We start from the raw sequence: 23,076 nt of genomic DNA, 5'->3' as shown, positions 1-23,076 counted from the left end.
CTCACCCGCCCCCCGCGCGTCCCTCGCCGAGCAGGTCGCGCAGCACGGCACGCAGCTCCGGCTCGGCCGCCAGGTACGCCTCCAACTGGCGACCGGAGATCCACTTGGCGGCCGCCGCCCGCGCCCACGCCTCCAGCCCCGGTTCGGGCACCCCGCGCCGCCGCAGCCGCAGCACCACCTCGACCAGCTCGTTGCGTTGGGCGATCTCGGCGCCGCGCAGCGGGGACCGCCCCGTGCGGGACCGGTCGGGCAGGTCGGCCGTCCAGCGCGCGCCCAGCCGCGCCCGCACGGGGACGGGCGCGGCGGCCAGCAGCGCGGCACGGAACCGGGGACGGTGGTTCGCCAGCCTCCGCGCGGCCGCGGTGAACGCGTCCTCGGCCAGGCGTGAGCCGCCGCCGGAACCGCCCATCAGCGTCTCGAGCGCCTGCGCGACGACGCGCGGCCGAGGGGACGTGACGGCCTCGGCGTAGGCCTGCACCAGGGCGGCGTCGTGCGCGGCGCGGCCGTCGGGCAGCGAGACCCGCACCGCCGCCGCCAGCCGCAGCGTCCCCGTCGCGGTCAGCGCGTCACCCCCGGTGGCCGCATCGCCGGCGGCGGCCCGCGCGAACACGCGGCACGGCAGGACGGCCAGCGGCGCGTACGCGGCGACCGCCTCGGGGTGGGCGTCGAGCAGCTCCAGGCACTCCGAGGGCGTCGGCGGCGCCTCCCAGATCTCCCGCAACGCGGCGTCGGCCGGGCCCAGCCGGACGAGCCTGCCGGTCACGGCGACGCGGCGGTCGCGGTGGCGACGCCCGATCGACGCCAGCACCAGGGCGACGATCTGGGACGGCGCGCTCCTGAGCACGGCGCTGTGCTCGTACAGCACGTCGCACGCCGCGTCCGTGAGCACCTTCGCCCGGACGGTGTCGTCCGCCGCCGCGAGGCCCCGCAGCGTGCCCGACAACAGCGGCTCCAGCGCGTGCGGCGGGCACGTCCTGAGCGCCGCCGGGACGTCGGCGGCGCCGCCCCGCGCGCGGTCCGCCGCAGCCGTGCCCAGCTCGGCCAGGTCGAGCTCCGTGCCCGCGCGGGTCGCGACGGAGGCCATCCGCGCCACCTCGGTCAGGTCGGGGGCGGAGGCCAGGGCACGCCGGACGCACCGCGCGGCCACGTCGGCGGCGCCCGCCGCACGCGCCCAGTCGTGGACGGTCAGGGCCAGGTCGAACCCCATCGCGGGCACACCGGCCACCAGGTCGCGCCACACCCAGTCGGGGATCGCGGTGCCGTGCCGCGCCAGCAGCGCCGCCGCGGCCTTCTCGTCGGCGGGCGCCACGGTCGAGTCGCCCCGGCACAGCGCCAGCAGCCCCGCGGCTCGTTCCAGACCGCCCGGGTCGAGGTCCGAGGACGAGTCGAGCAGGGCCAGCTCGCCGAGCGCGTCCAGGCCCGCGAAGTCGAACTCACGCCAGCAGCGCGCCACCGTACGCGCGAACCGGCTCTCCTCGCCGCCGCCCGGCGGAGCCTGGTCGACGGCCTGCTCGACGGGCTGGTCGACGGGCTGCGCGATGGGCTGCGCGACGGGCTGCGCGAGGTGCTGCTCGACGGGGAACCATTGCGGCGAGCCCTGGTGCTGGGCGGCCGCCCACACGTCCGGGGTCGTGCCCACGAGACGTTGTGCCGCGCCGTCCGGATCGGCGCTGTAGGTCACGAACGACATGCGCGCGGCCGCCGCCATGGGAAGCGAGTACGACAGCACCGCGATCCACCGGGCCGTCAGCTCGACGTCGGATGCGACCAGCACCACCCGCCCGTGCCCCTGCGCGAGCACGGCCGTCACCGCGTCCACCAGGCGGGTCAGCAGCGCGTACGGGTCGCCCGGCGCGCTCGCCAACCACTCCGCCAACGCCTCGGGGGCCATCGCCGAGCCGGGCGTCAGGTCATCCAGGGGCGCGAGTTCGTGCGCGTCCGACGGGGCGTCCGCCCACAACGGCGCCTGCCACAGTTCGGCCGCGCGCACCCCCTCCATCTCCTCGGGGTCGGCCACCACCGCGTGCGCGAAGAAGTTGCCGAAGCGGCCCGAGTAGTCCTGCCCCAGGTACCGGCATCGCAGCAGCAACGGCCGTCCGCCCACCCGGTCGTACAGGAACGCCACGGGAAAACGCGCCAGCTCCCCATCGTCGGGCGACAGCGGCGCGTCCGGCGGCGGCCGGTAGGACAGGAACGGCGTCACCTGCGCGCGCACCCCCTCCGGAACACCGGGCGTCTCGGCCACGAACTGGAACCCGGCCCGGCCGGTCGGGCCGCTCCGCGCCGATGTGTAGTGCATCTGCCAGGCCATGCGCCCTCATCCCCCCGAATCCAGGCCGGCCGGCTGCGGACGCACGCCGTCGAGCATGCCGAACCGGTACAGCAGCCACAGCAGCGGATCCTCGGCCCGGTACGGCCGCACGCCGCCGGGACCGACCCTGCCGTCCTCCGGCATGCCCCCCAGCGCCGACACCCCGAACAGCGCGTAGTCGGCGTACTGCTGGTCCAGGTACACGTCCAGCTGCCCGGCGTGCCATTCGTGCAGCAACGCGCGGACCTGGGCGTCCACGGCCTCCCGGTCGTCCAGGTCGAGCGCGCCCTCGCCGCCGCGCGTGCGGTGCAGCGCCGACTGCCGCAGCAGCCCCGGACGCAACGCGTCGATCTTGGTGAGCGCCACCGCCACCGGGACGGGCAGCCGCCGCCCGGGCGGGGTGCCGTGCCGCGCCCGCAGCGCGTCGGTCACCCGCGCGATGATGTTGATCGGTTCGCTGTCGGGGTCGTCGCCGGTACCCGGCCCCGGGGGCACCGCGGCCACGGAGGCGCGCGCCCCGGGCAGCTCCAGCGGGTCCACCAGGAAGATGATGGCGTCGGCCGCCTCCAGGTAGCGCAGATGCAGATCGGTGACCTGGCGGCTGCGCAGGTCCTCACCGGCCGTGTCGAACAGCACCAGCGCCAGGGACTCGGTACGCCGCCCCCCGCCCAGCCGCGGGCCGCGGCCCCGGCGCGTACGGGTGCGCGTCAGCAGGTACACCAGCGGCTCACGCGCACTGGTGGCCGCGCTGGTGGTGGTGGGCAGCAGCCGCCGTTCCTCCAGCAGCGGCCGGGCGAAGTCGCGCTTGTACCGGTCGATGGTCCGGTCGTCGCAGGCCACCAGGGACGCGTCCAGCTCGGTGCCCACCCGGTTCATCAGCTCGTGCAGCAGCACCGCGATGTAGGTGCTCTTCCCCGCGTTCTTGGCGCCGACCAACGCGACGATGCGACCGGGGGAGTCGCAGTACGCCGACGGCAACGGGTTGTGGCACTCGGGGCAGACACGGTTGCCCGTCTCCTGCCCGCAGCCGGGGCACGCGGCGCGCGTACGCCGCCCCGTCGCGGAGAACACCGGCGGCAGCGACGCGCCGGCCGTGGACCCCAGGTACTCGGCGAGCGTCTCGTCCAGGACGGGCTCGCACCCGGGCCGCCGCCCCGCGCGCCCACGGCAGCGGAACCGCACGTCCTGCAGCGGCACGACGGCGAAACAGTACGGGCACGTCAGGCCCTGCCGGGCGCGCGCACCCGGAATCGGGACCCGCGACGTCAGCGACACGGCCTCCTCCTGGCGGTACGGTCGGCGGAGCTATCGATGGACGTGGAGTTGGCGGACCGGGGGGTCGGTCAACTCGATGACATCATCATCGGTGAAACACCGCACCCAATAGGGCCCGGACGCCGACGGCGCCGGCACCGACACCTCGCCCGGCACCGGCACCTCCGTCCACGCGCCGATCGGCTCCCCGTCGTCCCGCCGGTGCGGCATCACCCGCCCGGCGCGCAGGACGAGCGTCAGCCGCGCGATCCGCATGGGCTGCGACGCCGACAGCCGGACGGTCAGCGCACGCCGCCACGGCGGGCCCGTCCGCTCCACCTGGTAGCGCACCACCGTGCGCGCCCGCACCTCGACGCTCACCGCGGGCCCCGTGACGCGGGTGTCGCCGACCGAGCAGGCGGACGCCACCGCCACCTCCACCGGCTGGTCCTCCGGCACCGCGACGCGCAGCCCGCCCTGCGCGTCGTAGGCGGCCCGCGTGACGATCTCGTGCACGCCCGCCTCAGGGTCGCCGCGCCCGGCCGCGATCGCCTCCGCGCCGACACGGCACGTCACCCGCACCTCCGGCACGTCCGACGGCCAGTCGAACCCCAGGTGCACGCGCGCCCCGCGCCGCTCGGCGACCAGGCGGAGCGGCGGCGGCAGGTTGACGTGCCGGTGGTGCGCGCCGACCACGGCCCTGCCCTCCGCGACGGTCACCGCCAGCAGCCAGCCGCCCACGCCCGGTCGCACCGTCAGCCCGCCGCCCGGCGCCGGCACCGCCGACAGGCGGCGCCCCGCCCGCCGCACCTCCTCCACGGGCAGCAGCGCGCTGCGCGGCCACGGCGGCGGCTCGTCCAGCAGCAGCAGCTCCACCGTCCCGTACCGCGGCGGCTTGAACCGCACCTGCAGCACCCCGGGGTCGTGCGGGTCGGGCTCGACGCTCATCTCGTACACCGGGTCGGGCGGCGCGCTCGGCGTCACCGACACACGCACCCCCGGCGTGACCACCTCACGGCCGTGGGCGTCCAGGTACACCGCGCAGACGCGGTAGTGGTACGTCTTGCCGTTGGGCACCCGCTCGCGGAACCCGTCGCGGCCCGCCGGCACCAGGCGCCCGCCGCGCATGACCAGCACCCGCGCGGCCTCGGCCGGGCACCGCCAGCGGCCCGTCACCGCGCCGTCGGCGGGCAGCAGCTCCACCTCCGACAGCTCCGGACGCACGAACACCGGCCCCGCCACGGCGGGTTCGGCGGCGGCCTCACCCCGCAGCGCGACCACCCCGTAGAACAGCGGCACGTTCACCGGCGGCTGCTCGTCGCGCGTGCCCGCCAGGACCTCACCGTCGGCGGCGTCGAGCGGCGGCCTGTCACGGCGCCGCACCACCCGGTACGTCACCTCGCCCGCCGTGGACGGCGACGGCGGCCACGACAGCCGCACGACCGTGTCCTCCACGTCGGCGCGCAGCGACGGCACCGGACGCGGCGCCAGCCGCCGCTGCAGCTCGGCCGCCTCCGGCAGGTCGGCGACCAGCCGCAGCGCGTCGGCCAGCAGCCGCCAGGCCCGGTCGGGGTCGGCCTCGCCGGCGGCTTCCTCGCGCAGCCGCACCGCCGCGTCCAGCCGCTGCCGCGCCTCGGCGGCCAGCAGCGCGGCCTCCTCCGACGGCCCGTCGTCGCCGGACGCGGCGGGGCCGCCCGCGAGCTGGGCGGCGGCGTACACCTCGCCCGCGTCCAGCAGCGCCCGCAACCGGCCCGCCAGGCCGCCGCCCGGGCCGCTCTCGCGCACCACCGCGAACACCAGCCGCCGCGCGTCCTCCGGCTCGACCCCCAGGTCCTCGATCGCGTGCCGCAGCAGCGCCCGCTCGGACGCGCGCTGCCGCAGCCGCTCGCGCAGCCGGTCCGTCACGTCGTACAGCACCAGCTCGCCGGGGTCGGCGCCGGACCGCAGCGCCGCCGTGATCGTGTCGGCGTGCACGGTGCTGGAGTCGCGGCCGCGCCGCGCCCACCGCGCCGACACCGCCGCCACGGCCTCCTCGTCCAGCCGCAGCACGCCGCCCCGCGACGCCGGGGCCGAGAACCCGCCCAGCACCCGCATCGGACCGGCCAGGTTCCCGCCGAACACGAAGTCGGCCAGATGGCGCCGGCCCAGCACGTCCAGCGACTCGCGCACCTTGCGGTACGCCGCGTACGGCGGCGCGGACGGCAGCGGGTCGGGCTCGCGGACCTCGATGCGGTCGTCGCGGGCCTGCCCGGCCAGCTCGTCGCGCGGCACCCCGCAGGTGCGGGCGATGCTCTCCAGCTCGGCGGGCGTCACCATCCGCGGCGCGCCCGCCGCGTCGGCCAGCCGGGCCCGCGCCTGCGTCCGGCGCCGCCGGGTGCGCTCGCGCCCGCCGCGCAGCCGCTCGGTCAGCGGACGCAGGTCGCCGCGCTCGGCCGCCGCGAACACCGGGGCCAGCTCGCGGTGCTCGGCCTCCAGCCGGTCGACCAGGCGGCGGTACTTCAGCTGGCCGCGCGAACGCCGCCAGCACTGCCGCACCAGCCTGACCCGCGCCGCCACCGCCTCCGGCTCCAGCCGGTCGGGCAGGGCGTAGCGCAGCCGCAGATCCTCCGGTGGCTGGTCGCCGGCCGCGCGGGCGGGCTCCAGCACCTCACGCTGGTAGTCCTCGTCGAAGCCCACCGCAGGGCGTCTCCCCTCCCGGGCGTCAGCTCACCTGCACCCGCGACAGGGCGCGGCGGGACTTCTCGACCTCCTCCTCGGACATGCCGCCCACGTCGATCTTCAGCTCCAGCGTGTCGCCGGTCTCCTTCTCCACCGCCGTCACGTTGAGCAGCCCCGAGGAGTCCAGCGCGAACGTCACCTCCACCGGCCAGCCCGCCTTCTTGCCCGGCGGGATGCGCACCTCCCCGGTGGCGATCTCGTTGTTGTCGGCGACCTCGGCAGACTCCACGCTGCCCGCCTGCTCCATCACCCGGATGTCGGCGGCGGCCTGGTCGTCGTGGACGGTGAAGAAGTCCTCGGTCTTGGCCGCGGGCAGCTCGTCGTTGGCGTGCACCAGGTGCGCCACGTGCTCGGCGCCGGTTTCGCGGTCCACCACCACGATCCCGAACGCGTGCGAGGCGACCGTCCTGATCTGCCGCCCGGCGATCTGCTGCCGCTGCTCGGTGGTCAGGCCCGCGCGGTTGGCCATCTCCTCGGCGCGGTCGGCCGCGCCCTCGGCGACCAGCCGCCGGTAGGTCTCCTCGAACGCGTACAGCGCGGCGCCCTTGGCCACCGCCAGGTCGGGGTCCTGCAGCCGGGGCGTCAGGCCCAGCTCGGTCTCCAGCCGCGCCGCCACGATCGGCATCTTGGTGGAGCCGCCCACCAGCACCAGGTCGTCGTAGTCGCGCACGCCCTTGTCGGCGGCGGTGGCCAGCGTCCGCCCGGTGATCTCGATGGTGCGGTCGAGCAGGTCCTTGGTGAGCTCCTCCAGCTTCTCCCGGGTCACCTCGATCGCGGCGACCCGCCCGTCGTGCATCACCCGGACGGTGTGGGAGGTGCGGGCGCTCAGCGCCTTCTTGGCGTCCTCGGCGTCGCGGCGCAGCTGCTGCTCGGTCTGCCGGTCGTCCAGCGGGTCGCCCGCGTCCGGGTGCTCGGCGCGGAACCGCTCGGCCAGGTACTCCACCAGCCGCGCGTCCCAGTCGGCGCCGCCGAGCTCGTGGTCGCCGTCGGTGCACACCACCTCGATGTGCCCGCCGCGCAGCGCGATCACGGTGGTGTCGAACGTGCCGCCGCCCAGGTCGTACACCAGGATGGTGCGGTCGGCGTCGGGGTTGAGCACCCCGTAGGTGACGGCCGCGGCGATCGGCTCGGACACGATGTCGATGACGTTCAGCCCGGCGATCCGCCCGGCCTTGCGGGTGGCGTCGCGCTCGGCCGCGCCGAAGTAGGCGGGCACCGTGATCACCACGTCGCGCGCCTCCTCGCCGGTGCTGGTGCGCGCGTCGGTGGCCAGCTTGAGCAGGATGAACGCGCTCAGCTCCTCGGGGGTGTAGTCGAACCCGTGGATGGAGCGCGTCACGTCGCGGCCCATGTCCCGCTTGACCAGGCTGACCACGTTCTCCGGTTCGAGCACCGCGGTGTCCTTGGCGGTGGCGCCGACGATCACGTTGTCGCCGCTCTCGAAGTACACCACCGAGGGCGTGGTGTCGGTGCCCTCCAGGTTGCGCAGGACCGTGGGTCGCCCCACGTCGTCGATGCAGGCGATGCAGGAGTACGTGGTTCCCAGGTCGATCCCGTAGACGGCCATGTCCTCTTCACCTATCGCTACCTGGTCCGGGCACGCCGCTCACGGTGGCGCGGCGGGCGCTAGACGCGGAGGGCGGCGTTGCCGATGCGGTTGACGACATCGTCTCGCTCCTCCCGGCCTCGCGCGGGTGACTTTGCCCACTCGTTGGATCAGTTCCGGCGGCCGGATCCGGCCCCGTGGCGGTGCCGGCGGCCGTTGCCGCGTCCGGCGCCGGGTCGGCGGCGGCGTCGGCGGTGCGGTCCGCGGTGTGATCCGCGGTGCGGTCCGCGGCGGGGTCGGTGGCCGGGCCCTCGGCGGGGCCGGCGGGCTTGGCGACGCAGACCTCGGCCTTGCGCACCACCCGTCCGCCCTGCTCGAACCCGTCCGAGCGCGCCCACAGCACGGTGCCCGCCAGCGCCGGGTCGGTGACGCGCTCGACCGCGACCGGGCGGTGCCGCACCGCGTCGAACGGCTCGCCGGGCTCGACGGTGTAGCGCTCCACGCCCGACCGGGCCAGCGCGTCGGCGATCTCGTCGGCCACCGCCGCCAGCAGCGCGGCGGCGTGCGCGGGCTCGGGCGGGTCGGGCTCGGACCACCGGCGGGCCTCGCGGCGGGCCTGGTCGTGCAGCCGGTAGAGGGCGGCGCGCAGCGGTTCGAGCGCCGTCTGCAGCTCGCCGCGCCGCAGCCGCTCGTTCTCCTCGTGCAGGCGGTCGATCACGGCCTCACGGTGCGCGGCCCGCTCGTGCTCGCGGTCGAGCCGCGCGGCCAGGGCGGCCAGCGCGTCGCGGACCCCGGCGAACGCGTCACCGTCGGTGACCGCGTCGAGATCATCGGTCTCGGCGGGCGGGCGCGCGGCGGCCTCCTCGGAGACCTCGTTTACTCGACGACCCGGAGCGCTCGACACGTGCAGTAACCCTAACGGGCCGCCGGGGACGAGGGTAGGTCCGCCGTTGACCTTCCCGGGACTTTTCGTTGACTCGCCCCGTCGTAGGTTTGCCCTACCTGCGGCTGTTTGTCGGCTTCGACACGCGGCGGTAACAGATCCGAAACGCGGCTCCCGCAACCTGAACCGGACTGTTGGAGCACAGGAGGTGGACCATGTTGCTGCGGATTCGCGTCCGGCTGCCGGATCGTCCCGGCTCGCTGGGCAGGGTGGCACGGATGCTGGGGGCCGCGGGCGCCGACGTGGTGCAGATGGCCGTCCTGGAACGCGACGGCGGGCGGGCCCTGGACGACTTCACCGTCGTATGGCCCGCGGGGGCGGGCTTCGAGCGGCTGCTCGACGGGCTGGGGTCGGTGCCGGGCGTGCAGCCGGTCGGCGTCTGGCAGACCGTCGAGCCGCAGGGCGCCTATCCGGACGCGGCGCTGATCGGGCAGCTGGCGTCCGCGCCCGAGCGCGGGCCGCTGACGTTGGCCGACGCCGTGCCGGGCCTGCTCAGCGCCGACTGGGCGGGGCTGGCCGAGGGCGGCCCGGACGGGCACGCGCTGGTGCACTGCAGCCTGGGCGCCGCGCCGGAGCCGGACCTGCCGGACCTGGCGCCGCTGCGGCCGCGCGCCTTCACCGCCCCCGACGGCACCCAGTTCGCGATCTGCCCGATCGGCGGGCCGGAGGACGGCGCGTGGGTGCTGGTGGTGGCGCGGACGGGCGCGCCGCCGTTCCACCGCACCGAGGTGTCCCGGCTCGCGCAGCTCGTGGGCGCGGCCGAGGCGGTGCTCGGCGGCCGGGGGACCGGGACGAAGGGCCCCGATTTGGTGCGTACTTCTTAACGGGTAAGAAACCACCGGGATACCGGCGGCGTCTAAGTTTCCCGAACGGCCCGATGATGCGGCGGCGCGGTCGCATCACCGGGCCGTTCCCCTGCCGGCCGCCCCGCTCGCCCGCTCGTCCGCTCGCCCGCGTGACGGCGGTCACATGGAGGACTAGAGTCCGGTTCTGGAGCCGTTGTCCAGCCGCCGGGAGGTCGCCATGGCCGAGCTGCTGCGTCCCTTCGCCGAATCCCGTCCCGACCAGGCCGCGCTGACCGACGAGCGGGGCGTCACGTCCTGGGGTGAGCTGAACGCCCGCGCCGACCGCCTCGCGGGCGCGCTGCGCGGCCTGGGGCTGCGCGCCGGCGACACGATCGCCGTCCACTCGGGCAACCGCCGCGAGTACTTCGAGCTGATGTGCGCCGCCGGGCACATCGGCCTGCGCTACGTGCTGGTCAACTGGCACTGGACGGCCGACGAGCTGCGCTACGTGCTCACCGACTCGGGGTCGAGGGCGCTGTTCTCCGAGGCCGCGTTCGGCGACGTCGCCGCCGAGGCCGCCGACGGCCTGGACCTGGCCGCCCGCGTCGCGGTCGGCGGCGCCGTCCCCGGGTTCGCGCCGTACGAGGAGTTCCTGGCCGGCGGGCCGGACGGGGAACCCGCCGACCAGGTCATGGGCTACCCGATGATGTACACCTCGGGCACCACCGGACGGCCCAAGGGCGTCACCCGCAAGCTCGTCACCGCCGGGGCCCCGCTGGACACCGCCGTGCTCATCGGCGACGTTTTCGCCGAGATCCTGCGGATTCCCGAGGGCGGCCGCTCGCTGCTGGTCGGGCCCGTCTACCACTCCGCGCAGTGGCTGTTCTCGCACATCTTCCTGCTGCGCGGCCGTCCGGTGGTGATGCGGCGGAGCTTCGACGCGGCCGAGACGCTGCGGCTGATCGACGAGCACGCGATCACCAACGTGCACCTGGTGCCGACCCAGTTCGTCCGGCTGCTGCGCCTGGAGGAGGCCGCCCGCGCCGCGTTCGACGGATCCAGCCTGCGGGCCGTGTGGCACGGCGCCGCGCCCTGCTCCCCGGAGGTCAAGCGCCGTATGATCGACTGGCTGGGGCCGATCGTGTACGAGTACTACGGCTCGACCGAGGCGTCGGTGAACTCGGTGATCAGCTCGGCGGAGTGGCTGGAGCGGCCGGGCAGCGTGGGCCGTCCGCTGCCCACCACCGAGGTGCGGGTGCTGCGGGAGGACGGCACGCCCGCCGCGCCCCGCGAGCCGGGCACGCTGTGGTTCCGCTACACCAGCGGCGACGACGTGGAGTACTGGGGCGACCGGGACAAGACGCGCTCCATCCACCGCCCGGACGGCCTGTTCACCACCGGCGACATCGGCTACCTGGACGAGGACGGCTACCTCTACCTGGCCGACCGCGCCATCGACATGATCATCAGCGGCGGGGTCAACATCTACCCGGCCGAGATCGAGGGCGTGCTGATCACCCATCCGGCCGTGCGCGACGTGGCGGTGTTCGGGGTGCCGGACGAGGAGTTCGGCGAGCAGGTCAAGGCCGCCGTGGAGCTGGCCGACGGCTTCGCGCCGTCCGGCGCGCTGGCCGGCGAGCTGGTCGCGCACTGCCGCGCCGCGCTCGCCGGATACAAGGCGCCCCGCTCGGTCGACTTCGTCGACGCCATGCCCCGCACCCCGACCGGCAAGCTCTACAAGCGCGTGCTGCGCGACCCGTACTGGAAGGACCACGCCCGCCGCATCTAGCCGGACCGTGCCGTCCGGGTGTCAGGACGGAACCGATGCCCGGCATGGCGCCGGGCCCGGTGCCGACGGGCCCCCGGGGCGTTGACAGCGAGCTTGACCGGCCCTCCTTCGAATCGGCAAAGCCGTAGCGTACGGCGTGGCAGCCAGTAAATGTGAAGGAGATTCCAATGTTGCTCGCGGACGAACGCGCCGAGGTGTGCCGGATCGGCCGGCAGCTGGCCGAGACCGGGCTGGTGACCGGGTCCTCCGGCAACATCAGCGTGCGCGCCGGCGACCTGGTGGCGGTCACCCCCGGCGGGATGATGCTCGACCGGATGACGCCGGAGGACTGCCCGGTGCTGGACGTCTCGGGCCACCTGGTGGAGGGGGAGCGGGCGCCGTCCTCCGAGACGCCCATGCACCTGGCGATCTACGAGGAGTCCGACGCCTCGGCGGTCGTGCACACCCACTCCACCTACGGGGCCGTGGTCGCCACCACCATGACCGAGCTGCCCGCCATCCACTACACGACGCTGCTGCTCGGCGGGGTGGTGCGGGTCGCCGAGTACGCCACCTACGGCACGCCCGAGCTGGCCGCCAACGTGCGCAAGGCCCTGGAGGGCGGCCGGCGGGCCGCGCTGATGGGCAACCACGGCGGCGTCACCCTGGGCGGCGACCTGGACGAGGCGTACGAGAACGCCCGGCTGCTGGAGTGGCTGTGCGGCGTGTACGTGCGGGCCAAGATGATCGGCGAGCCGCGCATCCTGACCGAGGAGGAGCTGGCCAAGGTCACCGAGCGCGGCCTGCGCCCGCCGGAGTACCCGCGCCGGGAGGCGTGACGCCACCCGGCTTGTAACCTAGCGCTTGCTAGGTCACTTGCGGAGAGGATGGCCCGCCGATGCCCTTCGTCCTGATCGACAAGCCCCGCCCGCACGTCGCGCTGCTCACCCTCAACCGGCCCGAGCGGATGAACGCGATGGCCTTCGACGTCATGGTGCCCTTCCGGGACGCCCTGCGCGAGGTCGGCGCCGACAACGACGTGCGCGTCGTGGTCGTGACCGGCGCGGGCCGCGGCTTCTGCTCCGGCGCCGACCTGGAGTCGCCGGGCCGCGTCCCGGGCATCGACGGGCTCACCGTCCCCACCATCGCGCTGCGCTCGATGGAACTGCTCGACGAGGTCGTGCGCACGCTGCGCGGCCTGCACCAGCCGGTGATCGCCGCGGTCAACGGCCCGGCGATCGGCGGCGGCATGTGCCTGGCCCTGGCCGCCGACGTCCGGATCGCCGCCGACACCGCCACCTTCCGCGCCGCCGGGATCAACAACGGGCTCACCGCGAGCGAGCTCGGCCTGAGCTACCTGCTGCCGCGCGCGATCGGCGCGTCCCGCGCGTTCGAGATCATGCTGTCCGGCCGCGACGTGGACGCCGCCGAGGCCGACCGCATCGGCCTGGTCTCGCGCACCGTCCCCGGCGACAAGCTACTGGACGCCTGCTACGAGCTGGCCGAACGCGTCACCGGGTTCAGCCGCCCCGGCGTCGAGCTGACCAAGCGGATGCTGTGGTCGTCCCTGGACGCCGCCAGCCTGAACGCCCACATGGACCACGAGGGCCTCGCCCAGCTGTTCGTCCGCCTCACCACGCGCAACTTCGAGGAGGCCGTCCAGGCCCGCAGGGAGAACCGCCCCCCGGACTTCCGCGACTGACCCGCGCCCGCGACCGCTCCCTGGGGCCGCCCCTGGGCCGCGGGCGGCATCCGTGACAGGCTGCGAGTATGCCCAGGCTCACGCAGGACGCCGCCTGGGGGCGGCTCACCTCGGTCCCGGTCGTCCGGCTGGCCACCGTGGACGAGCACGGCCGCCCGCACCTGGTGCCGGTGACCTTCGCCGTGCGCCGGGGCGTCCTCTACACCGCCGTCGACCACAAGCCCAAGCGGTCCCGCGACCTGCGCCGCCTGGCCAACATCCGCGCCAACCCGCACGTGTCGCTGCTGGCCGACCACTACGACGACGACTGGGAGCGCCTGTGGTGGGTGCGCGCGGACGGCCACGCCCGCGTCATCGAGGACGACGCGGGGATGGCCGGGCCGATCGCCCTGCTCCGCGACCGCTACGCCCAGTACCGCGACCGCCCGCCCGAGGGCCCCGTCATCGCCGTCACGATCGACGCCTGGAGCGGCTGGTCCGCCTCCGGGTAGCTCAGTCCCACGCCCGGCCGAGTCGCGCCAGCCGGTCGGCGTACTCGATCCGCGCCGCCCATTCGGCGGGCCAGGCGTCCATGCCCAGGTGAGCGCCCGCGAACGCCCCCGCCAGGCACGCGATCGAGTCGGAGTCGCCCGAGCTGGCCGCGCCGCGCCGGATGGCGGCCACCGGGTCGTCCGGGAACAACAGGAAGCACAGCAGCGCCGTGGCCAGGGCCTCCTCGGCGATCCAGCCGCCGCCGGTCGCCTCGCACGGGTCGGCGTCGCGGTCGGCCACGGCGAGGGCCGCGTCCAGGCGGTCGAGCGCCGCCAGGCATTCGTCCCAGCCCCGCGCGATGAACTCCTGCGGGGTGTCCACGCCGGGCCGCTGCCACAGCTGGCCCAGCCACCGCTCGTGGTAGGTGGTGCGCTGGGCGTGGCAGCGTTCGCGCAACGCCCGGGGCAGCTCCTCGGGCGCCACCAGGCCCTCCCGCAGCCACCACACCGCGTACGCCGTCAGCTCGCTGGCCGCCAGGCCCGTGGGATGGCCGTGGGTGAGCGCCGCCTGAAACTGCGCCGCCCCCGACCGCTGCTCGTCCGTCAGCCCCGGGACCAGCCCCACCGGCGTGACGCGCATGTTCGCGCCGCAGCCCTTGGAGTCGCGGACCGTCGCCTCCGCCCACGGACGCCCCTCGGCCAGCCCCGCGATGGCGCGCAGGCAGGTGTTGCCCGGGGCCCGGTTGTTGTCGGGGCTGCGCGCCCAGTCGATGAACCTGCGCCGCCAGATCGGCGTGATCAGATCGGGCGTGAACGGCGGGTTTCCCAGCGCGTCGAGCAGCCCCTCGCCCACGGCGAGGCCCATCTGCGTGTCGTCGGTGACCAGCGCCGGGTCGCCCTCCGGCTCACGCGGCCCGCCGGGCCCGTACTGCCGTTCGATCCGCCGCATGTCGAGGAACTCCGTCGGCTTGCCCAGCGCGTCCCCGTACGCCAGCCCGAAGATGCTGCCACTGGCCCGTCCCGCCACGACCCCTCCTCACCGTCGCCTCGCCGGGCATTCTGCCGTAATCGCCGCATCACCGGACGGCGCGGCGATACGCGGCGGGGGTGACGCCGTAGCAGCGCACGAACCAGCGGGTCAGGTGGCTCTGGTCGGCGAAGCCGGTGCGGGCGGCGGTCTCGGCGATCGTCTCGCCGCGAGCGATGCGGCGGCGGGCGGCGCGCAGGCGCAGCTGACGCTGGTAGTCGCTGGGGCCCATCCCGTACGCCCGCCGGAACGCCCGGTACAGCGCGAACCGGCTGCATCCGGCCTCGCGGGCCAGCTCGTCGGCGGAGAGGTCGTCCAGGAAACCGTCGTGCAGCCGTGCCCGGGCCCGTTCGACCACCCGCACGTCCCCTCGCGGCAGCACGGGCGCGGACACGCGGCCCGGGCGGACGGCGGCGCGGCGCACCATCGACGCCACGGCCGAGGTCAGCAGCTCGTCCCGCCGCAGCCGCGACGCGTCGCCGAGCAGCGCGCGGTGCAGGGCCCGCAGGTCGTGCGCCGGCAGCGGATCCTCCACCACGGGAGAGGCGAACAACGGCAGCCCCGCCGGGCGCCCGGCGATGTCGGCGAGCACGTCGCCGACCAGCTCGGGACCCAGATGGACGATCCGGTAGGTGAACCCGATCCGGTCGGCGGGCCCGCCGTCGTGCGGGTCGTCGGGGTTGAAGGCCATGACCATCCCGGCCGCGCTGGTGTGCGCCGCGCCCCGGCACCGGAACGCCTGCTGCCCCTCCTCGGTGACGCCGAAGGAGTACGTCTCGTGGCTGTGCCGGTGGTAGGAGTGCCGTTCGAAGCGGGCGTGCATGGCCTCCAGCGGCCGGTCCCCGGCGCGCCAGTAACGGGTCCACTCGCCGGTCACGCGCACGAGCGTACAAGACGGTCGGCGACGCCCCCGGCCAGCATGGCCCGCATGCGCTTCGACACCAAGATCGCCATCGTGGTGCGGGACGACCTGGCCGCCTGGCAGCGGCTGAACGTCACCGCGTTCCTGGCCGGCGCGGTCGCCGCCGGGCACCCCGACCTGATCGGCGAGCCCTACGAGAACGCCTCGGGCGACCGCTACCTGCCGACGTTCCGCCAGCCCGTGCTGGTCTACGCGGGCACCGGAGAGGACCTCGCCCGCGTCCACGCCCGCGCCCTGGCCCGCGAGACGAGCATGGCCGTCTACATCGAGGACATGTTCAAGACCGGCCACGACGCCGACAACCGCGCCACCGTCCGCGCCGTCACCGCCGAGGAGATGCCGCTGGTCGGCCTGGCCCTGTACGGGCCGAAGAACCCTGTGGACAAGATGCTCAAGGGCCTGTCGCTGCACCCGTGATCCCGGCGAGCTCGGCCAGCCGGGCCCGATGCGCCGCCGGGGACCCGAGCAGCTCCTGCGAGGACTTCGCCCGCTTGAAGTACAGGTGCGCGTCGTGCTCCCAGGTGAAGCCGATGCCGCCGTGGAGCTGGACGGCCTCGGCGGCGACGTGGAAGAACGCCTCCGAGCAGTACGCCTTGGCCAGCGCGGCGGCGACGGGCAGCTCGTCCGGGGCGCCGTCGGCCGCGTCCGCGGCGTGCATCACCGCCGACCGGGCCGACTCCACCAGCACGAACATGTCCGCGCACCGGTGCTTGACCGCCTGGAAGCTCCCGATCGGCCTGCCGAACTGGCGGCGCATCTTGACGTACTCGACCGTCATCTCCAGCGCCCGCTGCGCGCCGCCGAGCTGCTCGGCCGCCAGCGCCACCGCCGCCATGTCCATGACGCGCGGGCCGTGGACCCCGACCGGCCGGCCCCTCACGCCGTGGAATTCCAGGCGCGCCATCTTCCGCGTCTGGTCGAGCGTGGTCAGGGGCGCCCGGGTGAGCCCGTCCGCGCCGCCGCGCACCGCGAACAGCGCGAGCCGCTCGCCCTGACGCGCCACCACCAGGATCAGGTCGGCGACATGGCCGTCCAGCACGTAGGTCTTGACGCCGTCGAGCACCCAGCCGTCCGGAGCGGGCCGGGCGGCCATCTCCACGTGCCGGACGTCCCACCGCTCGTCCTCCATCCACGCCAGCGTGGCCAGCGTGCTCCCGTCGGCGATGCCCGGCAGCAGTTCGCGGGCGGCCTCCTCATCCCCGGCATCGAGCAGCGCGTACCCGGCCAGCACCACCGAGGACAGGAACGGCGCGCACACCAGCGCCCGCCCCATCTCCTCCATGACGACGGCCAGCTCCCGCATCCCGAACCCGGCCCCGCCGTACTCCTCGGGGATCGCCAGGCCCTGCAGCCCCACCTGCTCGGCCATCTGCGCCCAGACCTTCGGGTCGTACCCCTCGTCCGTCGCCATCAGCCGCCGCACCTGCGCGCTCGGCGACTTGTCGGCGAAGAACCGCCGCAGCGTCTCCCGCAGCTCCCGCTGCTCCTCGGTGCCGACCAGCCCCATCCCCGAACCTCCCAACCAAACGCCCGCTTGGTATCACATCCTGCCGCACGACCGCAGGCGCGCACCACCCCCAACCCGTAGGCTGGAAACGAAGGGTTGGTCGCTACGATTCGCACATGGAAGGTGGCGCTCTGCTACTACGATCTCGGCAACGAGGAAGGGAGCAGGGCATGACCGTCATGGCTCATGAACCACAGGCGCAGGAGGACACCCTCCTCGAAGGATTCCTCGCCCTCCAAACTCCCGAGGGTTTCCGAGCAGAGCTGATCGACGGAGAGATCGTCGTGACACCACCCCCCGGCGGCGGGCATGACAAGAACATCTGGAAGCTGGTCCGGCAGGTCGTCGAGAAGAGCGATACACGGTTCGACTTCTGGGGCAACAAGGGCCTCGTCACTCCGAGCGACGGCCGATGCCCGAAGAATCACGTCATCCCGGACGGCACGTTCGTCCGTGAAGAGGCCGACCTCTACAACGACGACGAGCCGTGGTCGCCCGCCGAGGGGATCGACATGGTGGTGGAGGTGACCTCCTCGCGGCCCGAGCCCGACCGGGTGGTCAAGCGGCACTGCTACGCGCGGGCGGGGATTCCGCTGTACCTGCTGGTGGACCGGGAGAAGCAGACGGTCACGCTGTTCAGCGAACCGAAGGACGACGACTACTTCGCGGACGTCCGCGTGCCGTTCGGCAAGGCGATCGTGTTGCCGGAGCCGTTCGACTTCGAGTTGGACACCTCCGAGCTGTTCTGACGGCCGCGCGTAGGATCTTGGACGAGATCTACGCGAGGGCGGTGTGATGGAGTACGTGCGGCTGGGCGGCAGCGGGCTCAAGGTGTCGCGGATCTGCCTGGGCATGATGACGTTCGGCGCGAGCGAGTCGCGGGCCTGGGCGGTGGACGAGGCCGCGGCGGCGCCGATCGTGCGGGCGGCGGTCGAGGCGGGCGTCAACTTCTTCGACACCGCCGACATGTACAACGAGGGCACCAGCGAGGAGATCACCGGGCGGCTGCTGCGCGAGTACTTCGCCCGCCGCGACGACTACGTGCTCGCCACCAAGGTCTACAACCCGATGGGGTCCGGGCCCAACGACCGGGGCCTGTCGCGCAAGCACATCATGGACGGGATCGACGCGTCGCTGCGGCGGCTCGGCACCGACTTCGTGGACCTCTACATCATCCACCGCTGGGACTACGAGACGCCCATCGAGGAGACGATGGAGGCGCTCCACGACGTCGTCCGGGCGGGCAAGGCCCGCTACATCGGCGCGTCCAGCATGTTCGCCTGGCAGTTCGCCAAGGCCCAGCACGTCGCACAGCTCAACGGCTGGACGCGGTTCGTGTCCATGCAGAACCACTACAACCTGGTCTACCGCGAGGAGGAGCGGGAGATGATCCCGCTGTGCCTCGACCAGGGGGTGGGCGTGACGCCGTGGAGCCCGCTGGCCCGCGGCCTGCTGGCGGGCACCCGCGACCGCGGCGGCAGCCGCCACACGCTGCGGTCCCGCACCGACCGGTACGCCGAGAGCCTCTACACCGACGAGGGCGACTTCGACATCGTGGACGCGGTGCGGGCGGTCGCCGGCGAGCGGGGCGTGTCGATGGCGCAGGTCGCCCTCGCCTGGCTGCTCGACCGGCCCGGGGTCGTGTCGCCGATCATCGGCGCGAGCAGGGAGACCCACCTGACCGAGGCGATCGCCGCGGCCGAGGTGACGCTCACCGACGACGAGAAGGCCCGCCTGGAGGCCCCCTACCGGCCGCATCCCATCAGCGGCCACTTCTGATCAGGGGCGGTTCACGGGGACCAGTCGTGCGAGCCGAGGACGAAGCCCGCGCCGCTCGAACGCAGATGGCCCACGGCCAGCAGGTGGGCCAGTGCCGCGCGGATGTCCTCCTCGGGGCGGTCGATCTGGCGGTTCAGCGTGGCGAGGTCGGCGGTGCCGCCGTCCGTGTCGATCTCGGCGACCGCCTCGTACACCGTCAGCTCGAAGTCGGTCAGTTCCTGGACGTCGCCGCGTTGTTCCCTCATGCCCGACCCATGCCCGCAGGGAGGCGGGCGATTCAGCCGTAGCGGTCGAGTTCGTGGAAGAAGCCGGGGACGGTGTGCAGCCCGCCCGCGGCGGCGACGTGCTCGTAGACGTGCAGCGCCACGGCCAGGTCGAGGACGCCCAGGCCGAACGGGGAGAAGATCACGGGCCGGTCGGCGGGTGGGACGAGGGCGCCGGTCAGCACGTCGTGGAGCGTCCCGGCGACGAAGCCGCGGTGTCCGACGAGCTGTTCGGTCAGATGCGGGGAGGTGCCGGCCTTCAGGCAGTGGTCGACGTCGTCCAGGACGTTCCAGGAGGCCAGGATGATCTCGGGGGACAGGTCCCGCAGCGAGATGTGCAGCACCAGCGGCGCGTGCGCGAACCAGCCGGGGTCGGTGACGTGCGGCTCGCCCGCCACGGTCGCGAAGACCACCAGGTCGCAGGAGCGGATGAGGTCCTCGGCCTTGTCGTGGACGGTGACGGCGGTCTCGCCCGCGCGCCGCAGGTAGCCGCGGAAGCCCGCGGCGTGCGCGGCGGACAGGTCGTGCACGCCGACCTCGTCGAAGGCGAACCCGGCGGCGCGCAGGTAGGTGTGGACGTAGCGGGCGATCAGCCCGGCGCCGACGAACCCGGCGCGGCGGGGGCGGTCGCCGCGCGCGTCGGCGAGCCGGGCCGCGGCCAGGGCGGCGGACGCGGCGGTGCGGGCCGCGCTGATGATCGAGCTTTCCAGGCAGGCGAACGGGTAGCCGGTCTCGGCGTCGTTGAGGATCAGCACGGCGGAGGCGCGGGGCAGCCCGGCCGCGACGTTCTCCGGGAAGCTGGAGATCCACTTGATGCCGTGCACGTCGCCGAGCGAGGCGGGCAGCGCGATGATCCGCGCGGACGGCCGGTCGGGGAAGCGCAGGAAGTAGGAGTCGGGGTTGACCGTGCCGCCCTCGCCGTGCCGCCGGTAGGCGGCCTCGACGGTCTCGATGACCCGCTGCTCGCGGCCGCCGAGAGCGTCCTGCACCTGGTCGCCGGGAATCACGGCGAAGGAGGGGGGCTGGTTCATGTGCGGCTCCGTCGCGGGTCGGTGAGGTCGGTGACGGCGGTGAGGTCCCGGGCCGCGTCGCCGGCGGGCGCGTCGGCGGGCGCCTCGGCCGGCGCGTCGGCGGGCGGGCCGGGCGCGGTGCCGGGGAACAGGTCCGGCACCAGGTCGGGGAAGTGGCGGCGCAGCCAGCGTTCCTCGTACAGCGAGTCCAGGTAGCGTTCACCCATGTCGGGCGCGATCGCGACGGCGACCGGGTCGGCTCCGGGGTACTTGGCGGCCAGCCACCGTTCGGCGCCCGACACCACGGTGCCGGTGGAGCCGCCGAACAGGAAGCCGTGCGCCGACAGCCGGTGCACGGTGCGGATGGTGTCGGACTCGGCGACGTGCACGACGTCGTCGACGTAGGACTCGTCGACCAGCGCGGGGCGGCTGCTGGTGCCGAGGCCGGGGACGAGCCGCCGCTCGGGGAGGCCGCCGAAGGTGACCGAGCCGACCGCGTCCACCGCCACGATCGTGACCGGGCGCCGCCGTTCGCGGAAGTAGCGGGCGCAGCCCATGAGGGTGCCGGTGGTGCCCGCGCCGACGAACAGCACCTCCAGGCCGGGGAAGCCGCGGTCGATGGCGGGCGCGGTGCCGTGGTAGTGCGCGAGCCAGTTGTTGGGGTTGGCGTACTGGTTGAGCCACAGGTAGCGGTCGTCGGACGCGCACAGCTCCCGCACGTAGGAGATGCGGCTCTCCAGATAGCCGCCGGCCGCGTCGGTGCGGGAGACGATCCGGACCTCGGCGCCGAGGGCCCGCATGAGCCGCATGGTGGCGGGGTTGCAGCGCGGGTCGGTGACGCAGACGAACCGCCGGCCGCGGGCGGCGGCGATGATGCTCAGCGCCACGCCCAGGTTGCCCGAGGACGACTCCACCAGGATCGAGTCGGGGGTCAGCGAGCCGTCCCGCTCCGCCGCGTCGATCATCTGCGCGGCGGCCTTCAGCTTGACCGACCCGGCGAAATTGAAGCCCTCGCACTTGAGGTAGAGGGGACAGCCGAGCACCGGCCGGAGGTCCACGTAGAGATCCTCGACATTGAAGTCCTGCGGCGAGCTGATGATGGGCACGCTGCCACCCTCGAACAAATATCAATTGGCGGTTCGGTGGAGGCCCCGGAACCGTGCCGAATTCTCCGGAATGGCTTTCCGCGCGTTTCCCGAGTTCCCCCCGAATCCGCGCCGGGGACGAAGAGTCCCATGGCGGATCATCACCGTACCTTCGGGCATGTCGCCCCGCAACCCCCTACTTACCGATGAGTAGTGTGGAAAGCGGGAATCTTCCCGGAAGGCGCCATAAGCTGGCGCGGCGGTGGTTTTCCGCTGATGACGGGGACGACGTCGGATCTCACGGAGAGTGATCATGAGTGCTCGCGGACGGGCCGTCGACCGGCTGCTCACCCTGGACGAACTGCCCGTCCCGCCGCTTCCGGAGACCGAGGTCGTCCGCGCCCGGGAGCTGGCCGCCCGGCACGGGATGACCCGCGAGCACGCCGTCGACCTGGACGATCCCGTCATCGCGCGGGTGGAGCGGGTCGCGGCCGAACGCGACCGGCCCGCCGTGCGCGACCGCGACCGCTCGCTGACCTACGCCGAGCTGGCCGCCGAGGCGCGCCGGCTGGCCACGCTGCTGGAGCGCTCGGGCGCCGGGCCGGGCACGGTCGTGGGCGTCGGCGGCGAGCGCTGCGCCGCCGTGGTCGCGGCGTTCCTGGCGATCGAGCTGGTCGGCGCCCTGTACGTGCCCGCCGACGCGACCTGGCCCGCCGCCCGCGTCCGCGACGTCCTGGACCAGGCGGGAGCCGGCCTCCTGCTCGTCGCCGACGACGCCTCGGCGGAGGGCTCGGCGCTGGCCGAGGGGGCGCGGGCGGCGGGGTGCCGGATCGTGCGGGCGGCGGACGCGGACGGGGGCCCGCCGTGGTCGGGCCCGGCCCGGCTGGAATCCCTGGACCAGCCCCGGTACGTGCTGTTCACCTCCGGGTCGACCGGCCGCCCCAAGGGCGCGGTCGTCGAGCACCGCGGCATGATCAACCACCTCTACGCCAAGATCGTCGACCTGGAGCTGACCGGGGCCGACGCGGTCGCCCAGACCGCCCCGCTGGGCTTCGACATCTCGGTGTGGCAGATGCTGTGCCCGCTGCTGGTGGGCGGCCGGGTGGAGGTGGTCGACGACGAGGTGGGGCACGACCCGGTCGCGTTCGCGCATGCGGTGGAGCGGCGCGCCATCACGGTGGTGGAGCTGGTGCCGACCATGGTCCGGCACCTGCTGGACGACCTGGCGGCCACACCCGGCCAGGCCGGCGCGCTGGCCGGGCTGCGCTGGATGATCGCCACCGGCGAGGAGCTGCCCGCCGAGCTGGCGCGCCGCTGGCTGGCCGCGATGCCGCACGCGCGGCTGCTCAACGCCTACGGCCCCACCGAGTGCTCCGACGACGTCACCCACCACACCGTGACCGAAGGCGACCTGGACCTGCTGCGCCTGCCCATCGGCACGCCGATCCTCAACGCGCGCCTGTACGTGCTGCGCGCCCCCTCGCCCGAGGAGGGGGCGGAGGAGGGGGAGGACGGCTCCTGGAGCGCCTGCGAGATCGGTGAGACCGGCGAGCTGTTCGTCGGCGGCGTCTGCGTGGGACGCGGCTACCTGGGCGACCCCGAACGCACCCGCGCCGCGTTCTACCGCGACCCGTTCGACCAGGCGGGACGCCTCTACCGCACCGGCGACGCGGTCAGGTTGCTGCCGCCCGGGGAGGGCGGGCGGGACCGGCCCGTGCTGCAGTACCTGGGACGGGTGGACCGCCAGGTCAAGATCGCGGGCGTCCGGATGGAGCTGGGCGAGATCGAGGCCGTGCTGCGGCGGCATCCGTCCGTCGGCGCCGCCGCCGTGATCGTCCACGAGGCGCACCGGCCGTCATAACGCAACGTAATCACATCGTCCCTTACCGGTTGTCGTCCTTTGTCACATCCCGCGCGTCCGGCGGGCGCGGCGCCGGGCGGCGGACGCGCTTTTTTGTCACGGTCGTGAGCATTTCACGTGGTCAA

Annotated in this window: 20 protein-coding genes; 9 read left to right on the top strand and 11 right to left on the bottom strand. The window is 74.2% G+C overall.

All coding sequences use genetic code 11. The features are described 5' to 3' along the window. Position 1: 1 nt before the first annotated feature. Genes ABD811_RS04215 through ABD811_RS04195 form a run of 5 tightly spaced genes read right to left on the bottom strand, consistent with a single transcriptional unit; the run spans position 2 to position 8,733 of the window. On the bottom strand, positions 2 to 2,311 hold the full coding sequence (locus tag ABD811_RS04215; protein ID WP_344940943.1) for a GAP1-N2 domain-containing protein: 2,310 nt from the start codon (positions 2,309 to 2,311) through the stop codon (positions 2 to 4). A 6-nt stretch (positions 2,312 to 2,317) separates the two neighbouring features. Next, positions 2,318 to 3,586, bottom strand: a complete 1,269-nt coding sequence (locus ABD811_RS04210) for a TRAFAC clade GTPase domain-containing protein (protein ID WP_344940940.1) — start codon at positions 3,584 to 3,586, stop codon at positions 2,318 to 2,320. Positions 3,587 to 3,616: 30 nt separating this feature from the next. After that, complete coding sequence (locus ABD811_RS04205; protein ID WP_344940937.1) at positions 3,617 to 6,241, bottom strand: SaeA-related protein; 2,625 nt, start codon at positions 6,239 to 6,241, stop codon at positions 3,617 to 3,619. A 25-nt stretch (positions 6,242 to 6,266) separates the two neighbouring features. Further along, a complete protein-coding gene (locus ABD811_RS04200) occupies positions 6,267 to 7,850 on the bottom strand; it encodes an Hsp70 family protein (protein ID WP_344940934.1) in 1,584 nt (527 codons plus the stop codon). 7 nt (positions 7,851 to 7,857) lie between these two features. Further along, positions 7,858 to 8,733 (bottom strand): nucleotide exchange factor GrpE, encoded by an 876-nt coding sequence (locus tag ABD811_RS04195; RefSeq protein WP_344940932.1) that lies wholly within the window; start codon positions 8,731 to 8,733, stop codon positions 7,858 to 7,860. Between the two features lie 194 nt (positions 8,734 to 8,927). On the opposite strand from ABD811_RS04195, the gene ABD811_RS04190 reads away from it, so the two are divergent. From ABD811_RS04190 to ABD811_RS04170, 5 genes are all read left to right on the top strand, one after another. Then, entirely contained in the window at positions 8,928 to 9,596 is a 669-nt protein-coding gene (locus tag ABD811_RS04190; RefSeq protein WP_344940929.1) for an ACT domain-containing protein, read from the top strand. Positions 9,597 to 9,795: 199 nt separating this feature from the next. After that, a complete protein-coding gene (locus ABD811_RS04185) occupies positions 9,796 to 11,346 on the top strand; it encodes an AMP-binding protein (protein WP_344940926.1) in 1,551 nt (516 codons plus the stop codon). A 167-nt stretch (positions 11,347 to 11,513) separates the two neighbouring features. Continuing rightward, positions 11,514 to 12,164 (top strand): class II aldolase/adducin family protein, encoded by a 651-nt coding sequence (locus ABD811_RS04180; RefSeq protein ID WP_344940923.1) that lies wholly within the window; start codon positions 11,514 to 11,516, stop codon positions 12,162 to 12,164. Between the two features lie 59 nt (positions 12,165 to 12,223). Further along, positions 12,224 to 13,027, top strand: coding sequence for an enoyl-CoA hydratase (locus tag ABD811_RS04175; protein ID WP_344940920.1), 804 nt, complete (start codon positions 12,224 to 12,226; stop codon positions 13,025 to 13,027). 68 nt (positions 13,028 to 13,095) lie between these two features. Continuing rightward, complete coding sequence (locus ABD811_RS04170; protein WP_344940917.1) at positions 13,096 to 13,518, top strand: TIGR03668 family PPOX class F420-dependent oxidoreductase; 423 nt, start codon at positions 13,096 to 13,098, stop codon at positions 13,516 to 13,518. A 1-nt stretch (position 13,519) separates the two neighbouring features. Here ABD811_RS04170 and ABD811_RS04165 read toward each other — a convergent pair whose 3' ends face one another. Both ABD811_RS04165 and ABD811_RS04160 read right to left on the bottom strand, forming a co-directional pair. After that, on the bottom strand, positions 13,520 to 14,524 hold the full coding sequence (locus ABD811_RS04165) for an ADP-ribosylglycohydrolase family protein (RefSeq protein ID WP_344940914.1): 1,005 nt from the start codon (positions 14,522 to 14,524) through the stop codon (positions 13,520 to 13,522). Positions 14,525 to 14,573: 49 nt separating this feature from the next. Next, the gene (locus ABD811_RS04160) at positions 14,574 to 15,401 is read right to left on the bottom strand and encodes an AraC family transcriptional regulator (protein ID WP_344940912.1); all 828 of its coding nucleotides are present in this window, start codon (positions 15,399 to 15,401) and stop codon (positions 14,574 to 14,576) included. 51 nt (positions 15,402 to 15,452) lie between these two features. On the opposite strand from ABD811_RS04160, the gene ABD811_RS04155 reads away from it, so the two are divergent. Then, positions 15,453 to 15,863 carry a DUF2000 family protein gene (locus ABD811_RS04155; protein ID WP_344940909.1) on the top strand — a complete coding sequence of 137 codons (411 nt, stop codon included), beginning with the start codon at positions 15,453 to 15,455 and terminating at the stop codon, positions 15,861 to 15,863. Here the strand turns inward: ABD811_RS04155 and ABD811_RS04150 are convergent. Next, complete coding sequence (locus ABD811_RS04150) at positions 15,838 to 16,953, bottom strand: acyl-CoA dehydrogenase family protein (protein WP_344940906.1); 1,116 nt, start codon at positions 16,951 to 16,953, stop codon at positions 15,838 to 15,840. The genes ABD811_RS04155 and ABD811_RS04150 overlap by 26 nt on opposite strands. Positions 16,954 to 17,123: 170 nt before the next feature. Here ABD811_RS04150 and ABD811_RS04145 point away from each other — a divergent pair, with 170 nt between their 5' ends. Together ABD811_RS04145 and ABD811_RS04140 are read left to right on the top strand one after the other, a co-directional pair. Continuing rightward, on the top strand, positions 17,124 to 17,702 hold the full coding sequence (locus ABD811_RS04145; protein ID WP_344940903.1) for a Uma2 family endonuclease: 579 nt from the start codon (positions 17,124 to 17,126) through the stop codon (positions 17,700 to 17,702). A gap of 46 nt (positions 17,703 to 17,748) precedes the next feature. Next, on the top strand, positions 17,749 to 18,732 hold the full coding sequence (locus ABD811_RS04140; RefSeq protein ID WP_344940900.1) for an aldo/keto reductase: 984 nt from the start codon (positions 17,749 to 17,751) through the stop codon (positions 18,730 to 18,732). An 11-nt stretch (positions 18,733 to 18,743) separates the two neighbouring features. On the opposite strand, the gene ABD811_RS04135 is transcribed toward ABD811_RS04140, so the two are convergent. The 3 genes from ABD811_RS04135 to sbnA are packed head-to-tail and all read right to left on the bottom strand — an operon-like array spanning position 18,744 to position 21,111. After that, positions 18,744 to 18,977, bottom strand: a complete 234-nt coding sequence (locus tag ABD811_RS04135; protein ID WP_344940897.1) for a hypothetical protein — start codon at positions 18,975 to 18,977, stop codon at positions 18,744 to 18,746. A 32-nt stretch (positions 18,978 to 19,009) separates the two neighbouring features. Next, positions 19,010 to 20,026: a 2,3-diaminopropionate biosynthesis protein SbnB gene (gene sbnB, locus ABD811_RS04130; protein ID WP_344940894.1), complete on the bottom strand. Its 1,017-nt coding sequence runs from the start codon at positions 20,024 to 20,026 to the stop codon at positions 19,010 to 19,012. Beyond that, positions 20,023 to 21,111: a 2,3-diaminopropionate biosynthesis protein SbnA gene (gene sbnA, locus ABD811_RS04125; RefSeq protein WP_344940891.1), complete on the bottom strand. Its 1,089-nt coding sequence runs from the start codon at positions 21,109 to 21,111 to the stop codon at positions 20,023 to 20,025. The genes sbnB and sbnA overlap by 4 nt, the downstream gene beginning before the upstream one ends. Before the next feature lie 292 nt (positions 21,112 to 21,403). Here sbnA and ABD811_RS04120 point away from each other — a divergent pair, with 292 nt between their 5' ends. Next, positions 21,404 to 22,951 (top strand): amino acid adenylation domain-containing protein, encoded by a 1,548-nt coding sequence (locus ABD811_RS04120; RefSeq protein WP_344940888.1) that lies wholly within the window; start codon positions 21,404 to 21,406, stop codon positions 22,949 to 22,951. The last annotated feature ends 125 nt before the right edge of the window (positions 22,952 to 23,076 follow it).

The sequence above is a fragment of the Actinomadura miaoliensis genome (assembly GCF_039536785.1).
GTDB lineage: Bacteria > Actinomycetota > Actinomycetes > Streptosporangiales > Streptosporangiaceae > Spirillospora > Spirillospora miaoliensis.
This window is presented reverse-complemented; position numbering and strand designations above follow the sequence as displayed.

Bases quoted from the DNA above. Each gene is read 5' to 3' on its own strand.
- ABD811_RS04140 (WP_344940900.1), top strand. From the start codon at position 17,749: ATGGAGTACGTGCGGCTGGGCGGCAGCGGGCTCAAGGTGTCGCGGATC.
- ABD811_RS04155 (WP_344940909.1), top strand. From the start codon at position 15,453: ATGCGCTTCGACACCAAGATCGCCATCGTGGTGCGGGACGACCTGGCC.
- ABD811_RS04175 (WP_344940920.1), top strand. From the start codon at position 12,224: ATGCCCTTCGTCCTGATCGACAAGCCCCGCCCGCACGTCGCGCTGCTC.
- ABD811_RS04215 (WP_344940943.1), bottom strand. From the start codon at position 2,311: ATGGCCTGGCAGATGCACTACACATCGGCGCGGAGCGGCCCGACCGGC.
- ABD811_RS04145 (WP_344940903.1), top strand. From the start codon at position 17,124: ATGACCGTCATGGCTCATGAACCACAGGCGCAGGAGGACACCCTCCTC.
- sbnB (WP_344940894.1), bottom strand. From the start codon at position 20,026: ATGAACCAGCCCCCCTCCTTCGCCGTGATTCCCGGCGACCAGGTGCAG.
- ABD811_RS04170 (WP_344940917.1), top strand. From the start codon at position 13,096: ATGCCCAGGCTCACGCAGGACGCCGCCTGGGGGCGGCTCACCTCGGTC.
- ABD811_RS04200 (WP_344940934.1), bottom strand. From the start codon at position 7,850: ATGGCCGTCTACGGGATCGACCTGGGAACCACGTACTCCTGCATCGCC.
- ABD811_RS04185 (WP_344940926.1), top strand. From the start codon at position 9,796: ATGGCCGAGCTGCTGCGTCCCTTCGCCGAATCCCGTCCCGACCAGGCC.
- ABD811_RS04135 (WP_344940897.1), bottom strand. From the start codon at position 18,977: ATGAGGGAACAACGCGGCGACGTCCAGGAACTGACCGACTTCGAGCTG.
- ABD811_RS04190 (WP_344940929.1), top strand. From the start codon at position 8,928: ATGTTGCTGCGGATTCGCGTCCGGCTGCCGGATCGTCCCGGCTCGCTG.
- ABD811_RS04150 (WP_344940906.1), bottom strand. From the start codon at position 16,953: ATGGGGCTGGTCGGCACCGAGGAGCAGCGGGAGCTGCGGGAGACGCTG.
- ABD811_RS04180 (WP_344940923.1), top strand. From the start codon at position 11,514: ATGTTGCTCGCGGACGAACGCGCCGAGGTGTGCCGGATCGGCCGGCAG.
- ABD811_RS04120 (WP_344940888.1), top strand. From the start codon at position 21,404: ATGAGTGCTCGCGGACGGGCCGTCGACCGGCTGCTCACCCTGGACGAA.